At 61.4% G+C, this 22340-nt stretch carries 23 protein-coding genes and 1 pseudogene; 13 read left to right on the top strand and 11 right to left on the bottom strand.

Going from position 1 to position 22340, the window contains the following annotated elements; genetic code table 11:
• Positions 1-14: 14 nt before the first annotated feature.
• The 5 genes from tnpB to ACOIX3_RS11330 all read right to left on the bottom strand — a co-directional run bounded on the left by tnpB (position 15) and on the right by ACOIX3_RS11330 (position 4121).
• Positions 15-278 carry an IS66 family insertion sequence element accessory protein TnpB gene (tnpB, locus tag ACOIX3_RS11350; RefSeq protein WP_420969848.1) on the bottom strand — a complete coding sequence of 88 codons (264 nt, stop codon included), beginning with the start codon at positions 276-278 and terminating at the stop codon, positions 15-17.
• 128 nt (positions 279-406) lie between these two features.
• Positions 407-1420, bottom strand: a complete 1014-nt coding sequence (locus tag ACOIX3_RS11345) for a tyrosine-type recombinase/integrase (RefSeq protein WP_420965358.1) — start codon at positions 1418-1420, stop codon at positions 407-409.
• Entirely contained in the window at positions 1417-2331 is a 915-nt protein-coding gene (locus ACOIX3_RS11340; protein WP_420965359.1) for a tyrosine-type recombinase/integrase, read from the bottom strand. Before ACOIX3_RS11340 ends, ACOIX3_RS11345 begins: the two co-directional genes overlap by 4 nt.
• Complete coding sequence (locus ACOIX3_RS11335; RefSeq protein ID WP_420965360.1) at positions 2331-3569, bottom strand: tyrosine-type recombinase/integrase; 1239 nt, start codon at positions 3567-3569, stop codon at positions 2331-2333. Before ACOIX3_RS11335 ends, ACOIX3_RS11340 begins: the two co-directional genes overlap by 1 nt.
• Before the next feature lie 204 nt (positions 3570-3773).
• Positions 3774-4121, bottom strand: a complete 348-nt coding sequence (locus ACOIX3_RS11330; protein ID WP_420969847.1) for a transposase — start codon at positions 4119-4121, stop codon at positions 3774-3776.
• Between the two features lie 240 nt (positions 4122-4361).
• On the opposite strand from ACOIX3_RS11330, the gene ACOIX3_RS11325 reads away from it, so the two are divergent.
• Positions 4362-4727, top strand: coding sequence for a hypothetical protein (locus ACOIX3_RS11325; protein WP_420969845.1), 366 nt, complete (start codon positions 4362-4364; stop codon positions 4725-4727).
• Positions 4728-5307: 580 nt separating this feature from the next.
• Here ACOIX3_RS11325 and ACOIX3_RS11320 read toward each other — a convergent pair.
• Positions 5308-6165 carry a sensor histidine kinase gene (locus tag ACOIX3_RS11320; RefSeq protein WP_420969844.1) on the bottom strand — a complete coding sequence of 286 codons (858 nt, stop codon included), beginning with the start codon at positions 6163-6165 and terminating at the stop codon, positions 5308-5310.
• Between the two features lie 327 nt (positions 6166-6492).
• Positions 6493-6966, bottom strand: a pseudogene (locus tag ACOIX3_RS11315) (IS5 family transposase); the annotation flags it as partial.
• Positions 6967-7649: 683 nt separating this feature from the next.
• On the opposite strand from ACOIX3_RS11315, the gene ACOIX3_RS11310 reads away from it, so the two are divergent.
• A complete protein-coding gene (locus ACOIX3_RS11310) occupies positions 7650-7790 on the top strand; it encodes a hypothetical protein (protein WP_420969842.1) in 141 nt (46 codons plus the stop codon).
• Positions 7791-8564: 774 nt separating this feature from the next.
• The gene (locus ACOIX3_RS11305) at positions 8565-8801 is read left to right on the top strand and encodes a hypothetical protein (protein ID WP_420969840.1); all 237 of its coding nucleotides are present in this window, start codon (positions 8565-8567) and stop codon (positions 8799-8801) included.
• Positions 8802-9524: 723 nt separating this feature from the next.
• On the opposite strand, the gene ACOIX3_RS11300 is transcribed toward ACOIX3_RS11305, so the two are convergent.
• Complete coding sequence (locus ACOIX3_RS11300; RefSeq protein WP_420969839.1) at positions 9525-9824, bottom strand: hypothetical protein; 300 nt, start codon at positions 9822-9824, stop codon at positions 9525-9527.
• Between the two features lie 766 nt (positions 9825-10590).
• On the opposite strand from ACOIX3_RS11300, the gene ACOIX3_RS11295 reads away from it, so the two are divergent.
• The 3 genes from ACOIX3_RS11295 (at position 10591) to ACOIX3_RS11285 (ending at position 13260) form a co-directional block, all read left to right on the top strand.
• Positions 10591-10788 carry a hypothetical protein gene (locus ACOIX3_RS11295; protein ID WP_420969837.1) on the top strand — a complete coding sequence of 66 codons (198 nt, stop codon included), beginning with the start codon at positions 10591-10593 and terminating at the stop codon, positions 10786-10788.
• 1772 nt (positions 10789-12560) lie between these two features.
• A complete protein-coding gene (locus ACOIX3_RS11290) occupies positions 12561-12758 on the top strand; it encodes a hypothetical protein (protein ID WP_342710216.1) in 198 nt (65 codons plus the stop codon).
• A 367-nt stretch (positions 12759-13125) separates the two neighbouring features.
• The gene (locus ACOIX3_RS11285) at positions 13126-13260 is read left to right on the top strand and encodes a hypothetical protein (protein ID WP_420969835.1); all 135 of its coding nucleotides are present in this window, start codon (positions 13126-13128) and stop codon (positions 13258-13260) included.
• Positions 13261-13714: 454 nt separating this feature from the next.
• Here ACOIX3_RS11285 and ACOIX3_RS11280 read toward each other — a convergent pair whose 3' ends face one another.
• From ACOIX3_RS11280 to madL, 3 genes are read right to left on the bottom strand one after another with little or no spacing between them, the layout of a single operon-like run.
• A complete protein-coding gene (locus ACOIX3_RS11280; RefSeq protein WP_342710213.1) occupies positions 13715-14401 on the bottom strand; it encodes a GntR family transcriptional regulator in 687 nt (228 codons plus the stop codon).
• 6 nt (positions 14402-14407) lie between these two features.
• On the bottom strand, positions 14408-15169 hold the full coding sequence (gene madM, locus ACOIX3_RS11275; RefSeq protein WP_420969834.1) for a malonate transporter subunit MadM: 762 nt from the start codon (positions 15167-15169) through the stop codon (positions 14408-14410).
• Entirely contained in the window at positions 15166-15606 is a 441-nt protein-coding gene (madL, locus tag ACOIX3_RS11270; protein ID WP_420969833.1) for a malonate transporter subunit MadL, read from the bottom strand. The genes madM and madL overlap by 4 nt, the downstream gene beginning before the upstream one ends.
• A 187-nt stretch (positions 15607-15793) precedes the next feature.
• On the opposite strand from madL, the gene mdcA reads away from it, so the two are divergent.
• Genes mdcA through ACOIX3_RS11235 form a run of 7 tightly spaced genes read left to right on the top strand, consistent with a single transcriptional unit; the run spans position 15794 to position 21805 of the window.
• Positions 15794-17440 (top strand): malonate decarboxylase subunit alpha, encoded by a 1647-nt coding sequence (gene mdcA, locus ACOIX3_RS11265; RefSeq protein ID WP_420969832.1) that lies wholly within the window; start codon positions 15794-15796, stop codon positions 17438-17440.
• Between the two features lie 10 nt (positions 17441-17450).
• Positions 17451-17768 carry a malonate decarboxylase acyl carrier protein gene (mdcC, locus tag ACOIX3_RS11260; protein ID WP_420969831.1) on the top strand — a complete coding sequence of 106 codons (318 nt, stop codon included), beginning with the start codon at positions 17451-17453 and terminating at the stop codon, positions 17766-17768.
• Positions 17765-18679, top strand: a complete 915-nt coding sequence (locus tag ACOIX3_RS11255; RefSeq protein ID WP_420969830.1) for a biotin-independent malonate decarboxylase subunit beta — start codon at positions 17765-17767, stop codon at positions 18677-18679. The genes mdcC and ACOIX3_RS11255 overlap by 4 nt, the downstream gene beginning before the upstream one ends.
• The gene (gene mdcE / locus ACOIX3_RS11250) at positions 18666-19403 is read left to right on the top strand and encodes a biotin-independent malonate decarboxylase subunit gamma (protein ID WP_420969828.1); all 738 of its coding nucleotides are present in this window, start codon (positions 18666-18668) and stop codon (positions 19401-19403) included. Before ACOIX3_RS11255 ends, mdcE begins: the two co-directional genes overlap by 14 nt.
• Positions 19396-20043: a malonate decarboxylase holo-[acyl-carrier-protein] synthase gene (mdcG, locus tag ACOIX3_RS11245; protein WP_420969827.1), complete on the top strand. Its 648-nt coding sequence runs from the start codon at positions 19396-19398 to the stop codon at positions 20041-20043. Before mdcE ends, mdcG begins: the two co-directional genes overlap by 8 nt.
• Complete coding sequence (gene mdcB, locus ACOIX3_RS11240; protein ID WP_420969826.1) at positions 20040-20894, top strand: triphosphoribosyl-dephospho-CoA synthase MdcB; 855 nt, start codon at positions 20040-20042, stop codon at positions 20892-20894. Before mdcG ends, mdcB begins: the two co-directional genes overlap by 4 nt.
• A complete protein-coding gene (locus ACOIX3_RS11235) occupies positions 20888-21805 on the top strand; it encodes an acyltransferase domain-containing protein (protein ID WP_420969825.1) in 918 nt (305 codons plus the stop codon). The genes mdcB and ACOIX3_RS11235 overlap by 7 nt, the downstream gene beginning before the upstream one ends.
• Positions 21806-22340 lie beyond the last annotated feature (535 nt).

The raw sequence follows: 22340 nt of genomic DNA, 5'->3' as shown, positions 1-22340 counted from the left end.
TCGCCGCAGCGTTTTTACCCAACAATCTCCGGCGGCCTGACCGGCACAGTCCGGACCCGCTTCCAGTCCATCCCATCCACCAGCACCATCAACTGCGCGGAGGTGAGCTGCACCCGATGATGCCCGATCCGCGGCCAGCAGAACGTCGCCTTTTCGAGACGTTTCAAATAGAGGCACACGCCAGAGCCATCCCACCATACGATCTTGATTCTGTCGGCTCTTTTGGCCCGGAACACATAAAGCGCCCCGTCGAACGGATTTGAGCCGGCATCGCGCACAAGCGCAACAAGACCATCGATGCCCTTACGATTATGTGGTTCACCACATAACCGCAATTATGCGGAGCCTACGATTATGCGGAGTGCGCGGCGAGAAGTTGCTGCCCGCCGCGGTTTTCTCGTATGTCTCACTCCGCATAATTCGGCTTGCGTCCGGCCGTGCTCAGCATGGCCAGAAGCTTGTCGGGCGCCCGGAAGCGACCGGGCGTCAGCATCGGCGGCGTCATGGCGGCAAGCGCTTCGAGCTTCTCTGTCGGATCGGCGCGAAGGTAGACCTCGGTGCTTTGCAGGCTGGCGTGTCCGAGCCACAGCGAGACTTTCCGGACGTCCCGGGTCGCCTGAAGCGTATGCATGGCGCAGGTATGGCGCAGTACGTGCGGACTGACGCCTTTGCCAACGATCGAAGGCGCTTTGCGAGCGGCGGTGGCGACATGTTTGCTCAGGATGTATTCAAAGCCTGAGCGGGTCATCGCCTGGGCACGGGCGTTGCAGAACAACTCAGGAACGCTGCTGACTGGACGCACTTTGAGCCAAGCCTTTACAGTTGCGGCCGTCTGCTTCCAGAGCGGCAAGACACGTTCACGTCGGCCCTTGCCCATGATGTGCACGCTGGACATGGTCTGGCGGTCGATCTGATCGAGCCGGAGACCCACCAGTTCCGACACGCGCATGCCTGCGGCGAAGGCCAGATGCAGCATCGCTCGATCACGGATGCCGGACACGGTGCTCGCGTCTGGCGCATCTAACAGAGCCTGCAGCTCGTCACGGGTGAGATAGCCGACGAGCGCCTGATCGGTCTTCTTCATCGGGATCGCATGGATCCGACATGATTGGTCGAGGCAGGATGGTACCCTGTATTCCAGGTAACGGAAGAACGAGTTGATCGCAGCGAGCCGGGCATTGCGGGTTCGCGCCGAGTTGCCGCGCTGCTTCTCTAGATGCTCCAGGAATGCCAAGATCAGCGGCGCGTCGAGCCGTTCGATCTCGATCTTCGATGGCTTGAGCTTGAGCCGACCGGCGGCAAAGAGGAGCAGCAGCTGGAAGCTCTGGGCATACGCTTCGCTGGTATGCTGGCTCGCCCTGCGTTCTTTGGGCAGGTGCTCCCGCAGGAAGCTGCTCAGATAGGGGGCGAGCGCGGTCATGCGGCACCTCCAATGAGCAATGCCTCGCCGGCCTCGGCGATCTGGCCCATCAGGGCCGGCGTCGCCTGCAAGTACCAATAGGTGTCGGTCACGTGGGCATGGCCGAGGTAAGTGCTGAGCGCCACGATATGGCGGGCGACCGCAGCACGATCGTGGCGGCACTGCTCCAGCGAGCGGACCGCGAAGGTGTGGCGCAGATCGTGGATGCGCGGATCTCGCCCCGAGTACGCGCCCCTGAGATTGGTACCATCGAGGAGCTGCAGGAAGATGCGTCGCACAGTGTTGTAGGGTAGCGACTGCCCGGCAACCGATACGAAGAGGGCACGATCTGTGGTGGTCAGCAGCCGCCGGGCGACCAGATATCTGTCGAGCGCCAGCCGAGCTGTTGCGTGAAGCGGCAACAGCCGGCTCTTCTGGAACTTCGTTTGCCGGACGACGAGTCCATCGGCAGTCACATCGTCGATCTGCAGCGCCAATGCTTCTGCGATCCGCATTCCGGTAGCGGTGAGCAGGCCGAAGAGCGTTGCATACATGGTCGGTCTGATCGAGCCCGCCGGCCGGAGTTCCGCCGCAGCGCGAAGCAATCGTGCGATCTCGTCTGCACTATAGATATACGGCGATCGCCGCTTGACGACGGCGTGGCCGAGTGCATCCGCCGCCGGAACCTGATGGCGCGGATTCTCGGCGTGCATCGCCAGCGCGAACCGCCGCACGGTAAGCAACCGGTTACGGCGCTGCTCCGGTGACGGCGCACGTGCGGCCCATGCCAGGACGCGGGCGCTTCTGATGTGCCGGTCGCCGCGCTCCTCGGCGAAGCCGACGTAGCCCCTCAGCAGGATTTGCTGGACGCGGAACTTGAACCCCAGCGACTGCTGCTGGTCCACATATTTGGCAAGATATTTGCTCAGCATCACACATCTCCCGGCCAGGGTTGCGCGATCTGCAGCAGCATCGTCACGTCGACTTTGGCATAGTGCGCGGTCATGTCCGGTGAGCGGTGGCGCAGCACGGCGCCAACTGTGTCGAGCGTCGCGCCGCCCCGCAGCATGGCGGTCGCGGCCGAATGCCGAAGCAGGTTGGCCCCATTCGACGGAGCGGGGATGCCCGCCTTCCGTATTCCACCACGCACAATGTCAGAGACTGCGCTCGAACCTGTCAGTGGCCGGATTGGTGCATTCGACATGAAGAAGATTCGACCATCGGCGACGTGCGGCCGGGCCTGATCCAGATAAGCGAGCACGGCATCGCCGGCGTCTTGCGGCAATGGTAATCTCGTCTCCCGCCGCCCCTTGCCACGAACCGACAGCGTCGCCTGTTGCCAATCAATATCGGTGAGACGAAGAGAGAGAATGTCGCCGGCCCGCAAGCCCAGTCGTGCCAACAGCAGCAGGATCGCCCGATCACGAACGCCAGTCGCCGTGGTCTGGTCGCACGTTGCAATCAACGTCTCGACATCTGACGAGCTGATGTATCGCGGCAGCGACGACAGTCGCCACTGCGGAATGATTGGCACAGCATGATCGAGTCCCGCCCGGCACAACCCCCGCGCGGTGAGGAACCGCAAATATCCTCTCAGCGCCATCGTCATAGTCTTCACAGAGGCGAGCGAGACCCGTTTCGTCTCTGCAATGATCACCTCGCGAATGAGTTGGGCATTCCAGCTTCGCGGCTTGCTGCCAAGCGCCGGGAGCAGCCGCATGACCATGCGACCATGTCGATCTATTGTCAGCTCTGTGACGCCGCGATGCTGCCGCAGCCAGTCCTGGAACTCGACTACCCACCGGTCGAGCGTCGGTAATGCGAGCTTCGGCTTGCGCTGGACGATCCCGCGCTCGCCGAGAAACTTGACGAACCGGCACACCCGCCTCACGTACTTCTTGGACACGCCCTTCACGCGACGTATGCCGGGGCATCGACAGCGATGCCGAGCGAACCGATCGGTGACGCCATCATCGATGTCGGTGACTGCGACCTTGGACAGCGTCAGCCATTGCGCGAGGTGACGGGCTGCGGCGTCATAGCCGCTCACCGTCAAGCTCGAATGCCCCAACACCGTCAGGTGTCGTGCGAACTCCGTCACCAGCGGGGCAAGATCGCCTGCGTCCATGCAGCGCTGCCCGTGGCAGTGGTTCTCACTCAACTTGACCATTCCTTGTCTCCCTTTCGTTGCCATCAAGACAGGAAGGGAGGCCTCAGATTATGCGCAGCGGGGAAGAGGGCACTGGGAACTAAACTGTTGATAACGGAGCGGATCTCGGATCGAACGGCCGCGCACTCCACATAATCGTAGGCTCCGCATAATTGCGGAAGTCGACCGGGTGGCTGGCGAGGAACACCTTCACACCAGAAGGGATCATGCCGATCGGACCGCCCGGATCACCCGCTGCAAGTGGGCCTCGTCGACATCGACGCCGGCGCGCACGACGACCTCGCCAATGGCAATCTCGATCACGGCGTCCGCCATGCCCGCCACCGCGGCTTCGCGACTCGAAGGCCGCGACAGGTAAGTTCGTTCGGCCCGAGCATCGCGACGCCAGGCGAAGAGCTGCGACGGGTGAATGCCGATCCGATGGGCGATCCCCGATACACTCGCGCCGGGCTCCAGCGCCTCTGCCACAACTTGTGCCTTGAACTCATCCGACCAGCGTCGGCGAAGCTGTCGCGGCGCCCCCTCAAAACACTCGGCGACCGCTTCGATCATATGGAAGGTTCTAGTTTCAGAACTAGGCGCAGACATAGAAGCTCACATCGGCTCACAGACTCCGCAGCCAATAGCCGATCGCTCACCCACTCGGCCAGATGGGATCTCTTTGCCGCTTACGCTTCAACCGACTCGCGCACACTACTTTCGGCTATCCGGGCACCTACGGGATTGCCCTCCACCAGTGGTTGCGCTTAGTAGCGAACGGGTTGGGGAGGCTTTTTGATGAGAAATTTGGGAATGGTGGCGATCGCCGCCGCGTTGGGCGGTTGTGCGTCGTCAGCAGCGGACATTACGCCGAACTATGTTTCACCTGTGATCTATCAGTCCTATACCTGCCAGCAGCTCGCGCTTGAGGCGCAGGGCGTGTCCGCGCGCGCGGCGGCCCTATCCGGCGCGCAGGACAGCCAGCGAACGAAGGACACGATCGCGACGACAGCGGCCGTTATCGTCTTCTGGCCCGCTGCGTTCCTGGTTGGCGGCGATAAGCAGACCGCGGCCGAACTCGGTCAAATGAAGGGACAGATGGTCGCCATCGAACAAGCTTCCGTCGCCAAGAAGTGCAACATCCAATTCCAGAACAAGCCGCCGCCTGGACCGGCCTAGTGTGGTTCGCGTTTCCACATCACGTGGAGCACCGCCGGTCTGAACATCGCACCAGGGCCGCGACGAGCGGAGCGGCCATGCCCATATTGCTTTGTCTTGCAGCCCCGGCAGCCGCAGAATGCGGAGAACGTGGCGGCCCTGGTTATCGTGCCCCGAATGGAAAGTGCGTCGGATGGGCCGAGATGGGCCGCGTATGTGGCACTCCGCCCGATACGCGATGCAGGCCCGAGGCTGTAGCCCCGAACGCAGCTGAGGCTGCCGGTCACGGTGCCAAGATTGACGAGTTACGACAGCCGACGCAGAAGAAATAAGAGGCTCCTGCCCGACGTGCTGCCTCGTCCAGCCTACCTTTCGTGAGTGAATTTGGTGCGACGGCTTCAACTCGCCTGTCCGCAAACCGGCCGCATCTGTCTTCATTGGATGCACGGCCAAGGATACGACTTCCGTACGCTCGCAAGTCGAGCATTTAAACGTGCGCTCTTCGAATCCACTTTTGCCGCGAGATACGCGCGCCAATGCCATCCGGTGCTTACATACCGAACACATTGGCCGCGCGTTGAGAGATGCAGTCATCTCTTTGTCACCCAGGCCCAGATGATAGACTTTTCGGAGCAGGTCCCTTTGCAACGCAGTCGAATTCTTTACTGAGCGTGAATCGCACCGTGAAACGTGCGCCCTGCCCCGAACGATTTGCGCCGAAAAACGTCTGGCCGCCGATTTGCTTGACCAAAGATGAAACGATCTTCATCCCGAGACCTTTCGACTTCGTTGGATCAAATCCTTCTAAAAAGCCGGGACCGTCGTCTGAGACAGAAAGTTCGTGGCTTCCCGCATTCATGCCCAACCTTATTGTAATTTTGCCGCCGTCGGCATGTTTGGCAGAGTTCGTAACAAGCTCACTGACAATGTATCCGAGCGGCACTCCGATCGTGGTCGGCACTTCCAGCGCAATCCCTTCAACTGTAAGATCCCGATGCTCGCCCGGAAGGATCCCCCTTAGGTCGTGGCAGAGGTTCTCAAGATAGTTTTTAAGCTCGACACTTCCGACATGATCAAGAGCGTGAAGACGTTTATGTACGCTGCCGATCGTGGCGACGCGATTCGCGGCGATCTTCAATTGATCGGCCGCCCTTGCGTTCGGCGTTTCACGGCTTTGCAATGAAAGCAAGCTTGCAACCATTTGAAGGCCGTTCATCAGTCTATGGTCAGACTCACGGCTCATAAGATCTTTGTGCTTAATTAATTCCTCTTTCTGATCTAACAGCACTTGTTCGCGCGTGAGAGCGTCTCGTAATTGGGCTTCCGTGTGCTTTAGCCTTTCAACTTCCTTCTGTCCCGCCTCAATCGCAATGCAAGATGCGCGCGGGCAATCCTGGGGCTGTCGAAATGCTGTCGGTCGAACGGGGGCTTGTGGCGGAGGCGTGGGTGCGCTGCTCATGGCTACTCCAGTACCAACGATGGTATTCCCCAGCACCGCCCCTAGTTGCGGTGAGCTGTTCTGCAAGCCAATTCGGCCTTCGAGCCTTGCGTATCAGCTTCTCGCGCCGGCGCCTGCCGGAAGCGCCTTGGCTCTTTGTTAAAGCGTTCTTCCAGGGATTTCGTGGAAGCGGCGTCGCATCTGATAGCAGTGCTATCACCTCTATCTACTATTATATTAAGACGCCAGAAAGACGTTTGATGCAGATCAAGCCTGCGGCGGCCCCTCGCGAATCATGACCCAAGCCGCACAAAGACCTAGTATTGGCAGGCTGTCCGCTTGCGATTGCTAGGGTGTGGAATCATAACGCGCGGGCCAGCCATAGCCGGATGGATGCGAGTTGGACGAAGGCAAGGTAGTTTCCGCTGGCCTGTCGTCGCGCGTCCCCACACGACGACATTGTTTGATCCTGTTGAAGAACCGTTCGACCTGGTTGCGAGCACGACAAAGGTACGAGCTGAAGCAGATCGGATCGCGATTGCTTTCGGGAGGAAGTTGGCCCACGTCCCTTTTTCATGGCCAACTCTCTTATCCAGTCGAATAGCCACGGTCCGCAATCAGCATTGGCCCGGGCTTCAGGCGAGAAAGCAGTTTTCCGGCAAGTCGAACGTCGTGGGCCTCGCCGGGGCTCAACGCCAACCGTACGGGCAAACCATTGCTATCGACCAACGCGTGGATTTTACTCGTCAAGCCGCCGCGCGACCTTCCCATCGATTGGCGCCGATTCCTAGTGATGCAGGCTCCATGCTGATGCACGCGGACATGCGTGATGAGGCAACTCCCTACAAGCCACGCTTCCTGATGATCGTTAGCCGGGCGCTCACCGCAGCCTCAGTCGTCTTAGCTTTTGGGTGAGCTCCAACTGCGTTGAACTTGTGTCTCGAAGCAACTGCAACAATCTCTGCTCCTCCTCTGAGGACCATGACTTAGCAGGCAACGCGCTCCGAAATTCCACACTAGATTTACCTTTAAGGTAGCGGCCCCAGCACCCTTGGGGGCTGGGGAGCCGATGCTGGGGCCGTCACCTGACTCGCCGATTTATCTTCTTGGAGGTCGGCAGTTTCGATACTGCGCTCCTCTCTGATCCTCCCGCAATAGCCTGCGTGCAACAGTGTCCCAGTTCCCCGCCGCGAGTATGTTAATTAGGACAGCACTGGGCGGCGGGTACCTGGCCTGTTTCTGACCGCGGTGGCCTGAATTGGTTGGGCGACGTTCTGAGTGACGTTCTTAGTAGGACTACCTACCCGCTATTATACCCATAAAGATACCTATAGGGATGCAAAGTCGTTCGCTCCGGAATTCTCCGGACGGCGCATGTGCTCCGAAGGTGACAGTTCAGCATTTCCGTGGAACTATAGTTCCCATCACCGCGTGGCCCGTGGCGTCTATCAGTGATGGAAACGCCAGATCCCGCTCCCGCCCCAACAAGTATGGGAGCGGGAGCCATGCAGAATTTCATCTTCCAGGCGAACATTGCTCCCAACAAAGAACTGTTGGCCACCGAGACGGACGCGCGGAAGATCGCCACGCTTCGCAAATTGCTAGCCGAAGATAGAGGCCAAACTGGCCGAATGGCGTGCGAATAATCCAAAACCTAAAGTGACAGAGTAAGGCCGTCTCAGTTGCCTTCCGTGATCTTGCCTTTGCCGGCGCAGGTTTTGCATTTGACCGGATAGATTTTGCGGCATGGCTTTACCGACTGCATTACCGCCGGAAAGCCCGCTCCATTACTTGATCTTCGGCCGCATTTGAACCCTCTCCGGCCGCACCTCAATTGGCGGCATCTTGTGAATCAAAGGGGGCCGCTCACGCACGGCCCCCTACCGGTTTTCGCCTGAAAATTTGATCGGGATGAAAATCTAGCCCCGGCAAGAATTAGATTAGAGTTTTCAACAACCTTGTGGGATTCCGGTAAACTACGGTGTTTCGCAACCGTAACAGCTTTAAAGCCGCCTCATGTGTGGATGGCCCCACGGCTTGCACGATTTTTTTTCGTGATGAGCAGTGGTCGCCTGCAGTCATGTGTCGGGCCTTTCTGCTCGGTCGTACGCAACCGCATTCCGCGGATCGAGGCCTTATTAGTTGGCCGGGCTCGAGCGCCACTGAGGCGGTCAGGTTTCTCTCGATCCGTCGGGTGACCGACTGTGCCATCACGTGTTTTCATTCTCGCAAGCCGCCGCATCCCCAGACAACCTGTCCAGACAGTTTTCTCATGCAGTTGGTCCATCGCTTGCGCGATCAGGATCCGAGCATTGCGCCTGCGTTGGAGTGGCTCGACGAGCAACTGGCCAGGCAGGAAACGACTGCCGAAGCCGTCGTCAGAGGCGAGCACGAGAGGCAGGTCGCCCGGCACGGTCACAGTGCGCAACATCATCACGAGCATGCGCCTCATCACCGATGTCGATTCGACTGAACTGCTTGAGCGTGTCAGCCTTGTCGATGACGTCTTCAAGGCCGGCAGCGCCTTCGAACACATGGACTTCCTGTCGCGCAATCTCTATCGCAACTCAGTCGAACAGCTCGCTCGTGGCTGTGAACTCACCGAACTGGAAATTGCCCTCGCGGCAAACGTCATCTTGGATTCGGGACCAACATAACCCAAACAGGGCGATACAGGTGAGGAGGCAGCCGCCTCCTCCGCGTTAGCCACTGCCCGCGGATGGGCGCATGGTGCCGCTAATTCCGTAGCCGCCCTAACCTATTCACGCCGCCAGGAGGCGATGACGCGAATCGTGGAGCGTCACTCGAGCGGATGAAAGCGCCGAAGACGCCTTGATGGCCGGCGCGGCCTGTCCATCTCTTGAGTGGTAGAATAGGAGCTGAGGCAGCTCCGGCTACCTCGGTCCGGCTGACGAATTGGGCCAGATTGGTGTCGGTAACGGCGTCAAGCCCGCCGCGCCATCAGCCCGCTTTCTAGCCGGCGCCGGTAATGATAAGCGCGGGCGGGTTCTGTCTCAATTCCGCAACAAACGAGGAGGTTCGTCCGTCAAAATGCAGTTACGACTCGTCACGTCACGCAAATCCGGCTCAAGTCAGTGGCCAGAATAATTTCGAGGGGGGCAATTCGTGAGCGAAACAAACAAACGACCACAGGCGCCAAAATCGAAAAAGCAAACCGCGACCATGAAGCGGAGAGCCCTGAAACCAAAATCCATCAAAGCCGCTGCTATACCGATGAAGGGCGCAGAGCGCGGAGGTTCCGCGCCCTTGAGTACACATCCGGCTTGTGAAGCCAGCGGTAGCCGGTAAGCGCATGAGTAACAAGCCCGATCAGGCGCAGTCGTTGCCCCGATCAGAGTGACGACAGGAGCCGATTTTTTTCAGCGACTCGTCGACGGCGAGGAAAGCGCGTCACCAGACTGACCCAAGCCCTGGCCGGGCAGCAGAGAAAGTGGCGCAGGTGCAGTCTTCTTACCCTGACCACAGCCCGTTCGCCCCTTGAGAGGCGGAATCGAAGCCGACTGAGTCGCCGGCGCATCGGTCGCGCTCATGAACTCTGCAAAACGAGCGGTCGATGACCATTCCGCGTAACGAACGAGCGAAAAACTCAACACGAGCATAATAAGGAGGACAGCGACCACCGTGGCGCTTGTTCCATTCTGGCTGCTGAATAATAGCATCGCGATTCTCCCGATACTGGGAAGCGCTCCATCGTTACATCAAAATCGCGTTTTCGAATGTGAATGGTCTTACATCTCACGCGCACTTGATCTTGGGACAACCACGGTCGCTCAAAGTGCGCGAGGCATGAATCGGTGGGCATCTCAGGATTGACGCCTCCTTCGACGGCTTGCTTAAGCGACAGCGACCCCGGCGCAGGGAGCGCCAGGTCGCCACTAAACTCCCGGTCGCAGCAACCAGATCGCGGGAGCCATATGCATGACTGCCAGCATTGCCACTTCCCGCAGGGTAACGAGGCGTAACAACAAGTGCCCGTCCCGCGGAAGAAAACGCCGCCGGGCGTGCATTTGTGAGACGGGCGGCGTCCTTATTGGAATTAGCGCGACGTAAGCCCCCAGAAGGCAACGAGCAGCGAGGTGCAAGCGCGCCCCCAGTCCCATCAGCGGCACGACTGGCTTCCAGCATCATGGCCAATCAACGCCGCCGCTAGCAAGCATGCGCGAGCGGAATTTTTGTCGTCGGGCGCTGCGACGACCGCCGCGGTCGAGATGAACATTCATTAGGAGCCCCCTGCTCACGGTGGGCGCCGCAGCCCGCCCCGTAGTGGTCGGCTGCGTGGTCTTCGGTTTACTTGCTCGTTGCCGACCGGCTGGCATGCGCCGACCGGTCTGGCCGGAATCAGAAACCTCGAGTTGCCCGCTAGCCGACTGGATCGAAAGCCATATCTATGCGTTAACTCATCCAGCCCAAATGGGAGGTCAACCAATGATTCACGACCGAAACCGCCGGGCGCCGACGGCAGCAGAGCGCGAAGCCCATAAGATATTTAAAGCGGTCAGGACGAAGGAAACTATGACCGAATACGCGAAAGCGCAAAAAGCACTCCACGACAATCGAGAGCGCCTAAAGGCGGAACGGCTGGCGCGGGATGCTGAAGCCCCCAACCGCACAAAAGCAGGTTAAGCGTCATCTGGATGACCGCGGAGGACCAAGCTTGGGCCCCTGCCTGGTGGAGGGTGAAATGGCCCTGCACTTCCGCCGCGTGGATACTGCTGAGGACCTGGAAATTTGGATCGCAAGCAGCGACGACTATTCATTCGTTATCAGCAGCGAGAGCCGAAGTGGACCTGGCCTACATGGAGAGCCAGGTTATGTTGCGTCATACCGCCCAGGCTTTCTGAATATGCCCGCGGCTCAAGTGTCCGGATCGCCCTTCAGCACGTTCGCTGAAGCCGAGCAGGCCTGCAATGCGTTCCTGGGTCGCCTCATTATCGAGGGATAACTACCGGAGCCTCCCGATCACGGAAAGGATCGGCGTTAATCGGGATTTCAGCGCCAATAGGATTGCGCGGCCAGAAAGCGAAGTGTGGCAGGAACACTGGCTTGTAGCTGGCCACCGTCGGCGCATAGTCCCCCGATGATCGAGCAGCGACCAGCTTTCATGGCTTGCAAGAATCCCGGCACCGGCTGGAGGATCGATATTCTATGGCCCGATGGCGAAACGGAAGTTATCAAGGGCTTTGTTACGGAGCACGACGCGACCAAGTGGATTTCTGAGCACTCGACCACGTGGCAAGAAAATCCGGACCAACCGCGCTAGACGATTGGCCCGCGATTGGTGATCGCCCCCCACAGGCGACCAATTCCTAGCGGCTTCTCTCCGCACGCGATCGGCGCCATCATCTGGCTAACCACCAGCGTCGATCCGCGAAATGGTCTGGCCGCTGCCCGCCGGGCAGTCCGGCCGATTGGCTCGCGGACCGCCACGTTACCGCAATATCCAATGCCACGGCCGTTGCCATCGGTCGGTTTCGGGCTGGACGCCCTACCCCGAGATCAACCGTGGTCGCGCATCGGCTGGCGCTTGGTGTGCACGGTTTATGGCGCCGCAGGCGCGGGGAACATCGTTCCGAATTGCCATGACAGGGATCGGTCACGGGGTGCCATTCAGTGGGATGGAGGTCGTAATTCCCCGCCGATGAAACTCACTGCAGATCGTCCTTATGCCGGTTCCGAGAATCCGCGCGCAGGCTCATGGAGCACGCTCGAGCGTTCGAGCCGGTCCAGGATCGCCGTATCTACATCAAGAAACTGAGCGGCCTTTTCTATATCGGGACAAGGGTACGCCGGCCGAATATGGCGCCGGCCTCAAGTACGCCCTAGATCAGGACTGAGATCCACGAGAGCGGGCCCTACCTGAAAATCCTGCAGGCCGGGAACGACCTGTTCGCGTAGCCGTAGGCTTTGGCCGGTGTTCTTCGGCTCGGTAGGACGAACTGAAAAGCCTATTCTAAGCACATAAATTTCAATAGCCATCTGTTCTTCCGGTCACAGCCGGAACTATTTTTGGCGCTCTGTGCACTTTTGTCCCGCAACAGAAAAACGGCCATTGGGTATCGCCCCGCTGAGGCACGCGCCATCAACGAGCACAAGTGAATCGCATCCAACTAAATTGCTATTTTTTCCCGATGTTGTTCAGTTCACGCTTGCCTTAGCTGCGGTTCGGGTGTGCGATTAGGTCGACCAATCTCGATTGACGCGGGACTGGCCAGGTGGCCCCGGTGACCGACCTTACAGGTCCCCCACACACAAGGTTGCTGGGGCCGCCTCATTTGGCGAAAAACATACTCCGAATCTGACGGTCGCGGCGAAGTGACCGTCATCGTGGCGTAGATTCTTGCATGTAATCGGTGACGGTCGGCGCGAAAGCACCTCCGATAACATAGGGGGCGTAAATGGTAGAGCGAAAGATTGCGATGCTGCGCGTGCACGAGCAAAACATCGAGCGTTACCAAGGCTTGCTGCGTACCAAACTTAGCGACGTCGAGACCCACTTCATCGAACGGCGCCTATCCGAAGAGCGTTTCGCGATCGAGATGCTGAAATTTATGAGTCGCGGGGAAACGCCCGCGACAGATCATCTGTTCGCATAAAGACGCCCGTACTCCCGACGTAGTAATCCGTTTTGCGATTTGAACCTTTGCATGCTTTGTGCTGGCTCGTCGCATGTCGGGATTTCGTACATCCATCCCGGAGCTAGACCTGCGCCGCCAGCGAGTATTTTGAGCTTAGCGGCGTTGTTGTGCGGCAGGCTTTAGGCCATGCCGATCACCGAAGGCCGATCGAAATCCCGCCCGAGGCCGCTCGCCAGTTCGCAGCGGACATGAAGGCCTATCATTCTGAACGGACGACGTCCGACGCGACCGAATCGCGGTCGGCACCAGGCATATGTTGCTGGAGCATGCCGGCCGGCACCGAGCTGCGGTTGAGCGAGGTCAAAGAACTGTTTGAGTTGATGCGATGAAAACTGTCTGGATCTACACGGACGCGGCCAACAAAGTCGGCGACGAGGACTACATCAGGGTCTTCGCGACAATCAAGGCCACTGAGAAATGGTTCGCGGACAACGACCCAGAGGGCGTGGCATTTGAGTAGGATGTCCTGGAGCGAGCCATGGCAAGGGACTTGTTGCTTTCATTGCAATTGCCGCATTGGCTGATGATCGCCGGGGCAGTGTCAGTGGTCGGCGGCTGCATCTGATTTGCGATCCGCCAAAATAGGCCGACACAATCCGTCATCGATCCGGTCAGCAAGCAAAGCCCGGAGCCTCGGAAGATATCCACCGCGGTCGCCGCCCCTCCTTGAATCGAGCCCGCAGACCACAGCGCGGTACTTGGCATCGTCGACCCAGGCGCTTCGACCACTCAGACGACACGTCGTAGATTGTCTCGGACATGGGCGTCTCCTGATTGCCGCTATTCATCTAGCCTTGGCAAAACGGGAAATCATGTTCTCGATTGAAAGGCGTGGAACCACGTCGAATGGCTCCGCTGCCATTGCTTGTCGGATCGCTGTCAGGCCATCAACCTGACCGCGCGATCAGAAGAATTCAGCCGAGGCGATCATCGATGTAGCGCCTGAGTGCCGATGCGGCGTTTAGCATGTGCGCCCGCATTCGGCGTGCCGCGCTCTCGCCGTCCCCTTCCGCGATCGCCTGCATGATGCTCTCATGCTCCTCCCGCGAACGACGAATGCGATCGCCATGCCGCAATTGCGTGCGGCGGAAGGCGCTGAGCCGTGAACGAACGTCCTGGGCCTGCTCGGCCAGAAACGAGTTGTGCGTAGCCCGGTAGATGCATTCATGAAATTCCCGGTTGAATGCGTCATAGGCATCGACATCGTTCGCCTCGACCATCTTGAACGAAGCTTCGTGAAGCTCCATCAGATGGCTGCGTTCGAGTGGCGTCATGCGGTAGGTTGCGAGCCTCACGCACATGGCCTCGACCTCGGCGCTGGTCTCGAACATGTCCATGATGCGCTCTGGCGTCATCCGGGCCACGACGAGGCCTCGACGGCCCCGCACTTCCACCAGACCGCTGACAACGAGTTGGCGAAGCGCCTCCCGCACCGGCGTGCGGGAAGCCCCAAAGCGATCAGCAAGCTGCTGCTCTTCCAATGCCGCCCCGGCGTTGAGCGTGCCGGATGCGATCTCGTCAGTGAGCGCGTTTCGGATGCGGTCGGAAAGCAGACCGCCATCATCTTCGGCTTCGCCTACGACTTTCAAGAAACTCACCATTTTCAGTTACCCCGTGATCGCGCGCACTGCGAAATACAGGACAGAGGGAGCAACCAGACACCCCAAGCCGGTATGAAATGTCGCAGTCAACGCGCCATACGGGACCAGACGCCGATCCGTCGCAGCAAGCCCACCCGAGACCCCGCTGACCGTCCCCATCAAGCCGCCGAACACCATGGCGCTACGTGGATTGTTGAGGCCAATCATCTTCGCGACGAAGGGCGTACCGATCATGACGATAACTGCCTTGAATACACCGGTCGCAATCGAAAGCGCAATAACCGGTGAGGATGCGCCGATCGCAGCTCCCGTGACCGGCCCCACGATATAGGTAACCGCGCCAGCACCGATCGTCGTCAGCGATTCGGCGTCGGTATAGCCAAACGCCGCAGCAACGAGAACGCCGAGAACAAACGGCACCACTGTTCCCAATCCGAGAGCGACCGCGCCGATCAACCCGGCCTTGCGCGCATGGACGACATCGACCTCAAATGCGGTCGCGACTATCGCGAAATCCCGTAACATCGCGCCGCCCATCAGGCCGATGCCGGCCAACGCGGGCAGATCGGCGACGCCCTTTTCACCGCCGGTGGCGAGGCCCCCGAGAAAGGCCAGCGCGAGACCCAACATGATCGCGATCGCCGATCCGTGAATGCGTCCGAAGGTGAGGTATTTCGAGATCGCTCCGGAAATCCACATCAGAATTCCGACGGCCGCGAACGCGGTGAGCAGCGAATTGGCGGTGAGAACGTGAGATATCATGTTCATCCGATCCTCCCGGACTTGAAGTGAGGCACCGGCGCGGCGAGTTTCTCGGCCTCACGCGCCTCGATCTCGTCCATCGTCTCGACACGACCGCTCAGCCGGCCGATCAGGGCCACCATCGCGAAACACACCGCGACCGCGCCGATCCCCGCAACGAGAACGATCGGACCACCCTTTGCAGCCGCGACGACGTTCTGCTGCGCAGCCATCGCAACCACGATCGGAATGTAGAAGCTGCCCCAGAACTCGACGCCGGTCTTGAGTCCGTGGCTGAGCCGGCTGTGCCGCCCGAGCCAAAGCCGGGCCGCGATGAGGAAGATCATCGCAATGCCGACGCCGCCGACATTGGCCTTCACGCCCAGGGCGACGCCGAGTAAGTCCCCCAGATAGCCGCCCAACAGCGTGCAGATCGCGAGTAGCGCTACGCCGGAAATGGTCACGGGCGCCTCTCCTTGGCCAGTAAGGCGCCGCCCCTTGGACTATTTGCATGCAGTCGCATCGTAAATTCCCTCCTGTGTATGCGAATATTCATCGCTTATGGAGTAGCGTATACACTAATTGACATTTAAAAGCAATGCGCATACATTTGACCTGATCGAAGCCAACTTCGCATGCCAAGGAGCCGAAATGAGCGATTGGGGTATGCAAAAGGCCGCCTTGGGTGAGCGCCTCGCGGCCGGCCAGCGATACGCAAAGGGAAAGGTCGTCCCGATCCCAGACCTGCCAGAGTTTCTGAGGGCAGTGATCCGGTCAGGCGACCGGGTGTGCCTGGAGGGTGATAATCAGAAGCAGGCCGACATTCTCGCTTCCGCGCTCGCGAACCTCGACCCTGCGCAGGTTCATGACCTTCATATGGTGCAGTCCGGCGTGGTGCTGCCCGCGCATCTCGATGTCTTCGACAAGGGCATCGCGCGGCGGCTCGACTTTTCCTATTCGGGCCCGCAAGCGGCGCGCATCGCGAAGATGCTGTTCGGCCGCAAGATCGAGCTCGGCGCCGTCCATACCTATCTCGAGCTGTTCGCCCGCTACTTCATCGATCTCACGCCGAACGTCGCGCTGATCGCCGCGGTGAGCGCCGACAAAGACGGCAACCTCTATACGGGCCCGAATACCGAAGACACACCGACGGTCGTCGAGGCGACGAGCTACAAGAACGGCCTCGTCGTGGCACAGGTCACCGAGATCGTCGACAAGGTGCCGCGGGTCGACATTCCCGGCGACCTCGTACATTTCGTCGTCGAGGCCGGACGTCCCTTCTATGTCGAGCCGCTCTTCACCCGCGACCCGGCCGCCATCACCGAGACCCAGATCCTGACGGCAATGCTCGCCATCAAGGGCATCTACGCGCCCTACGGCGTGCGCCGGCTCAACCACGGCATCGGCTTCAATACCGCCGCAATCGAGCTGCTGTTGCCGACCTATGGCGAGAAGCTCGGCCTCAAGGGCAAGGTCTGCACCCATTTCGCGCTCAATCCGCATCCGACTATGATTCCGGCGATCGAAGCCGGCTGGGTCGAGCAGATCCACTGCTTCGGATCGGAAGTTGGCATGGAGGACTATGTCGCCGCGCGCTCCGACATCTTCTTCACGGGGCCCGACGGGTCGCTGCGATCCAACCGAGCCTTCTGCCAGGCGGCGGGCCTCTATGCCTGCGACATGTTCATCGGCTCGACGCTCCAGATCGACCTCGAGGGCCACAGCTCGACGGTGACGACCAGTCGTATCGCCGGCTTCGGCGGCGCGCCCAACATGGGCTCCGACCCGCGCGGCCGCCGTCACCCGAGCGAACCCTGGCTCAAGGCGGGTGCCGAAGCCGACCCCGATTCCACCGCGGCGCTGCGCCGCGGCCGCAAGCTCGTGGTGCAGATCGGCGAGACCTTCGGTGACAGCAATGTCCCGCTCTTCGTCGAGCAACTGGATGCGCTCGAGCTGGCGCGCAAGCTCAACCTCGATCTGGTGCCGGTGATGGTCTACTCCGACGACGTCACCCACATCGTCACCGAGGAAGGCATCGCCAACCTCCTGATGTGCCGCAGCAAGGACGAGCGCGAGCAGGCGATCCGCGGCGTTGCCGGCTACACCGACATCGGCCGCGCGCGCGATGCGAAGCTGGTCGAGCAGCTCAGGCAGCGTGGCGTGATCCGCCGCCCCGAGGATCTCGGCATCGATCCGCTCGATGCCGACCGGCGCCTATTGGCAGCCCGCTCGATCAAGGACCTCATGCTGGCTTCCGGCGGTCTCTACCGTCCGCCCAGCCGCTTCCGCAATTGGTGAGGAGTTTTGCATGGAAAAGCTCAGCTTCAGACTGACTGCAACCAGATCCGCCGGCGGCACCCGCATGCAGGCGATCGTCGGCGTCGTCGCCTCCGGCAATCTCGAGGTGCTGCTGGAACGCGCTTTGCCGGCCGACACCTGCACGATCGACATCGCAACCGCCGCTCACGGCTTCGGCGCGGTGTGGGACGCCGTGGTGCGCGACTTGGCCGCCCGCCGCTCTGCCGGTGGCTTGCGTATCTCCATCAATGACGGCGGCGCCCGGCCCGACACGGTCGCGCTGCGCCTTGCCCAGGGCATCCGCAAGATCGAGGAGCCGGAACGATGACAGCCGTCACAGCCAATGATGTCTCGCTGAGCTGGTACGAGGCGAGCGCCCGGCAGCGCATCGACGCGCTGGTCGATGCCAGCAGCTTTGCCGAATTCATCGGCCCGGAGCTGCGCGAGATCAGCCCGCATCTTTCGATCTTCAACCTGCCGGAGCAGTTCGACGACGGCATCGTGATCGGCCGCGGCCGGCTGGACGGCGCGCCTGTCCTCGTCGCCGCGCAAGAGGGACGCTTCATGGGCGGTGCCTTCGGCGAAGTCCACGGCGCAAAACTCACCGGGCTGTTGCGCGCAGCGTGCACACTTCAACAGGACGTGCTGATCCTGTTCGACACGGGCGGCGTGCGCCTTCAGGAGGCCAACGCGGGCGAGCTCGCGATCGCCGAGATCATGCGCGCGGTGTTCGAGGCGCGACGCGCCGGCGTCAACGTCGTCGGCCTGATCGGCGGACGCGCCGGCTGCTATGGCGGCGGCAGCCTGATCGCCGGCACCTGCTCGCGCCTGATCATCTCCGAACAGGGGCGGCTCAGCGTCAGCGGCCCCGAGGTGATCGAGACCAACAAGGGCATCGAGGAATTCGACTCGCGCGATCGCGCCCTCGTCTGGCGCACCATGGGCGGCAAGCACCGCTACCTGATCGACGGCGTCGATGCGTTCGTCGACGACAAGGCGCTGGCGTTCCGCGGGGCGGCGATCGATGCGCTTGGGATCAAGCGAGGCTGCAACGCCAAGACTCTCGAAGCCGAACAAAAGCGCCTCGAACTGCGGCTGCAGCGTTTTGGCGAGGCCGAGGACGCCGTCGAGATCTGGCAGGCGCTTGGCATAGACAATCCGACCGATGTTCCCGCACTTCCGACCGGCGCTTTTCTTCGTGCCGCAGCCAACAGGGAGAACGCCGATGACGCTCGATGACATCCTGACCGGCCTGTTCCCGAACGGCCGCAAGATCGAAACCAACGGCACGATGATCTCGGGACAAGCGGTCCTGCCTGACGGCAATCCGATCCACGTGCTCGGCGTCACCCAGGGCCAGCCGCTCGGCGTGGACGAAGCCATCGTGCTCGCGGGGCGCGTGATCGAGATCGTCAAGTCCGGGGATCGGACACCGATCCTGTTCCCGGTGGATTCCGCCAGCCAGCGGATGAGCAAGCGCGACGAACTGCTGGGACTCAGCGAATATCTGTCGCATCTCGCCAAGGCCCTGCTGCTGGCCGAAGCCGAGGGACATCGCACCGTCGGACTGCTCTATGGCGGCAGCGCCGCCGGCGCGTTTATCGCCACCGCGCTTGCCACCGGCACGCTGGTGGCGCTGCCCGGCGCGCATCCCGCGGTGATGGACCTGCCGTCGATGGCGCGGGTCACCAAGCTTCCGATCGACGTTTTGAAAGCGAAGGCAGAGGCCACGCCGGTGTTCGCGCCCGGGCTCGACAACATGGTGCTGACAGGCGGCGTCCACGCCGTCTGGGATGCGGATGCCCCGTTGGCGCCGCAGCTTGCGGCCGTGCTGCAGCGGCCGCAAGGACAGGACGATCGCGGCCGGCTCGGCGCCGAGCGCGGTGGGCGGCGGAAAGCCGCCGAGCTTGCCGAGCGTGTTGCGCGCGCCGCCGCCCGACACCAGGGGGCGCGACATGCTTGAACCTCTCGCGCGCCACAGCATGGTGAAGGCCTCGGCGGCCGGATGGAGTGCGGTGATGAACCGTTATCCCGAACTCGCCAGCGAGCCGATCGTGGTGGGCTGGGCGCATGCGGGACGCCCTCTCATCGTCCGCCGGCCGGCCTGCAGCGATACCGTAGGCCTCGTTCCGCTCGGTCTACCGCTGCCGCCGAGCCATGGCAAACGACGCATTGCGGTCTCGCTCGCCACGGCCGTCATCGTCGCATCCGCGCCGCCGCCGTTGTTGGCTGATACCGCAACAGCAGCGCCCGAGGCCTGGCGCGAGACAATCGAGAAGCTCCTCCAGCTTCTGCCGGAAACGCGCACCTATGGCAGCCTCGCCTGGCAGCATCTCACCGGCCTTCCCTATCTTTCGGACAGCTCAGACCTCGATCTGCTCTGGCCGCTGTCCGCCGCGAAGCAGCCGGGCGCCCTGCTGTCCGACATCGCGCGGATCGCAAAGCAGGCGCCGATGGGGCTGGATGGTGAGATCACAGGTCCAACCGGAGGCGTTCAATGGCGCGAGCTGACCGGCACTGACGCGGACGAAGTCCTTGTGAAGGGCCCGGCAGGCGTCACCACGACGACGCGCGCGGCCTTCCTGGCGGGTCATGTGTCATGACCCTTGCGCTCAGATGGCAATCACTGCCGGGACGTGCGCTTTCTGTGAAGCAGCTCGGCGATCTCGCTTCGCTCTGCCTGAAGCTCGAAGTCGGGACCTATCCGAAGCCGGGGCTCGTCAGTCATGTCGACAACGGCGCGCATGGCGACATGGATGCCGCCCTGTTGTGCCTGAGCGCCGAAACCTTGATGCCGTTCTTCAGCGAGCTCGCCGCCGCGGGCGCCGAGGGCGCGGGCATGAACCGGCTGCGCGCCATCGGCGTTGCCGCGGAGCGCGCGATGCTGACCGCAACGCATGGAGTGAATACGCACCGGGGCGCGATCTTCGGGCTGGGTCTGCTCTGCGCCGCGATCGGATACCGGGATGCCGTCGGCGTCCGCAAGTCACTCGGCCGGCTGGTTTCGGAGCGTTGGGGCGACGACATCCTGTCAGGCCCCGTATCGCTGCGCAGCCATGGCGCTCTGGCCGCGCGGCGCTACGGCGCCGGCGGCGCCAGGGCGGAAGCCGCCAATGGCTTTCCGTCCGTCTACGACATCGCCCTGCCCGCGTTGCATGCGGCGCGCAAGCTTGCGCCGCGTGACGAGGAAGCCGTCCGCGTCCAGACATGCATGAGGCTGATCGCTGAGGTCACCGACACCAACCTGCTGCATCGGGGCGGCCCCAAGGGACTGCGCTTCGCGCAAGCCAGCGCCTCCGCCTTCCTTGCCGTCGGAGGCGTCGGATCTCCGGGATGGCGCACGCGCGCCACCGACATGCACCAGGCATTCGTGTCCCGTCATCTCAGTCCCGGCGGCTCGGCCGACCTGCTCGCGATGGCGCTGTTCGTCGATCGGATCGAACCCCGATGCTAGCATTGCTCTGCGGCGGACAAGGCACGCTCTCGGACAAGATGTTCGGTCTTGTCGCGGACCAGCCCCCTGCCGAGCCGATCTTCGCCGCGGCGACCGCTTTTCTCGGCGCGGATCCACGGGAGTTCGTCAGGACGCGAGCCGCGGATGAACTATCCGCCAATCATTCCAGTCAGATCCTGACGGTCACATCCGCGCTCGCGATCCACGCCTGCATCGCCGACCTGCTGACCGCGGAGACCGCCGTCACCGGGTACAGCGTCGGCGAAATGGCGGCCTGGAGCATCGCGGGAATCTGGACCGCCGGCGAAGCCTTGCGGCTCACGGATATTCGCGCGCGATTGATGCAAGATGCGGCAGGGACCGATTGCCGCCTGGGTTACGTTCGCGGGCTCGACCGGGCTACGCTCGCACCTCTGCTTGCGAAATATCGCTGCGAGATCGCGATCCGGAATCCTGACCTTCTTGTCGTCATCGGAGGCGCGGAGCGGGATGTCATCGCGCTCTGCGACGAGGCCACCAGGGAAGGAGCGCGCACGGGCCTTCTCGCCGTGAAAATCGCGTCGCACACGAGGAGGCTCGCGCAGGCCTGCAAACCTCTGCAACAGGCGCTCGACGCCAGCGGGCACGCGGCCGTCGCAGGCCAGCGCGTCCTGCTTGCCGGCGGCGGCGGCGAACGCATCTTCTCGGTCGCCGGCGCCACGGCGAAACTGGCAAACCAGGTCGCGCATCCCATCGACTGGGCGGCAACGCTGGAGGCCCTCGTAGAGCTGGGTGTTACCGAGGTGCTGGACCTCGGCCCGGGACATGCGCTGGCGGAGATGATGAAAGCCTCTCAGCCATCCATGCGCTGCTACGCCGCCGACGGATTTCGCACGATCGCCGGCTTGCAAAAATGGATCACTTCCGAATAAGGCAATAAGCTGGAACCTATTGACCGAACCGTATGGCCTAATTTTTCGCAAGGACGATCCGGAGTTCAAAGCGCTGGTCGACAGGACTCTGGTTACGATGATGCAGAACGATCAGTTCCAGGCGCTCTATACGAAGTAGTTCATGAGCCCCATTCCGCCCAGGAACATCAATTTGAGCGTGCCCATGAGCACGACGAACCCCATGAGCACGACGAACCGCCGGGCGCCCTTTGGATGCCACATATGCGCTTTGGAGTCTTGGCCTGGGAGGCTCGCTTCGAATTGAGAACTCCCGCTAGGTGCAGCATGAGATTGCTGCGTGATCTCTTAAGAATGGCACGGAGTTTGAGGTTGGAATAGCAAGTCTTGGGCCAATCAGGCTCTGCGAAATTTCGGCCATCGACCGGGATGCGGGGCGGTTAGCCAGACTGGATGGAGAGCCGCAATTGGCGGCGCCGTGTTCGAACACCTCTCGGGCGCGGCGCGAATTCTCAAGGGCCAAGTCCGGCGTACCATCTTGCCTGCCGATCGTGTC

Source organism: Bradyrhizobium sp. B120 (genome assembly GCF_049075665.1).
Taxonomy (GTDB): Bacteria; Pseudomonadota; Alphaproteobacteria; order Rhizobiales; family Xanthobacteraceae; genus Bradyrhizobium.
The sequence above is the reverse complement of the archived record's forward strand: the minus strand, read 5'-3'. Positions and strand labels throughout refer to the sequence as shown.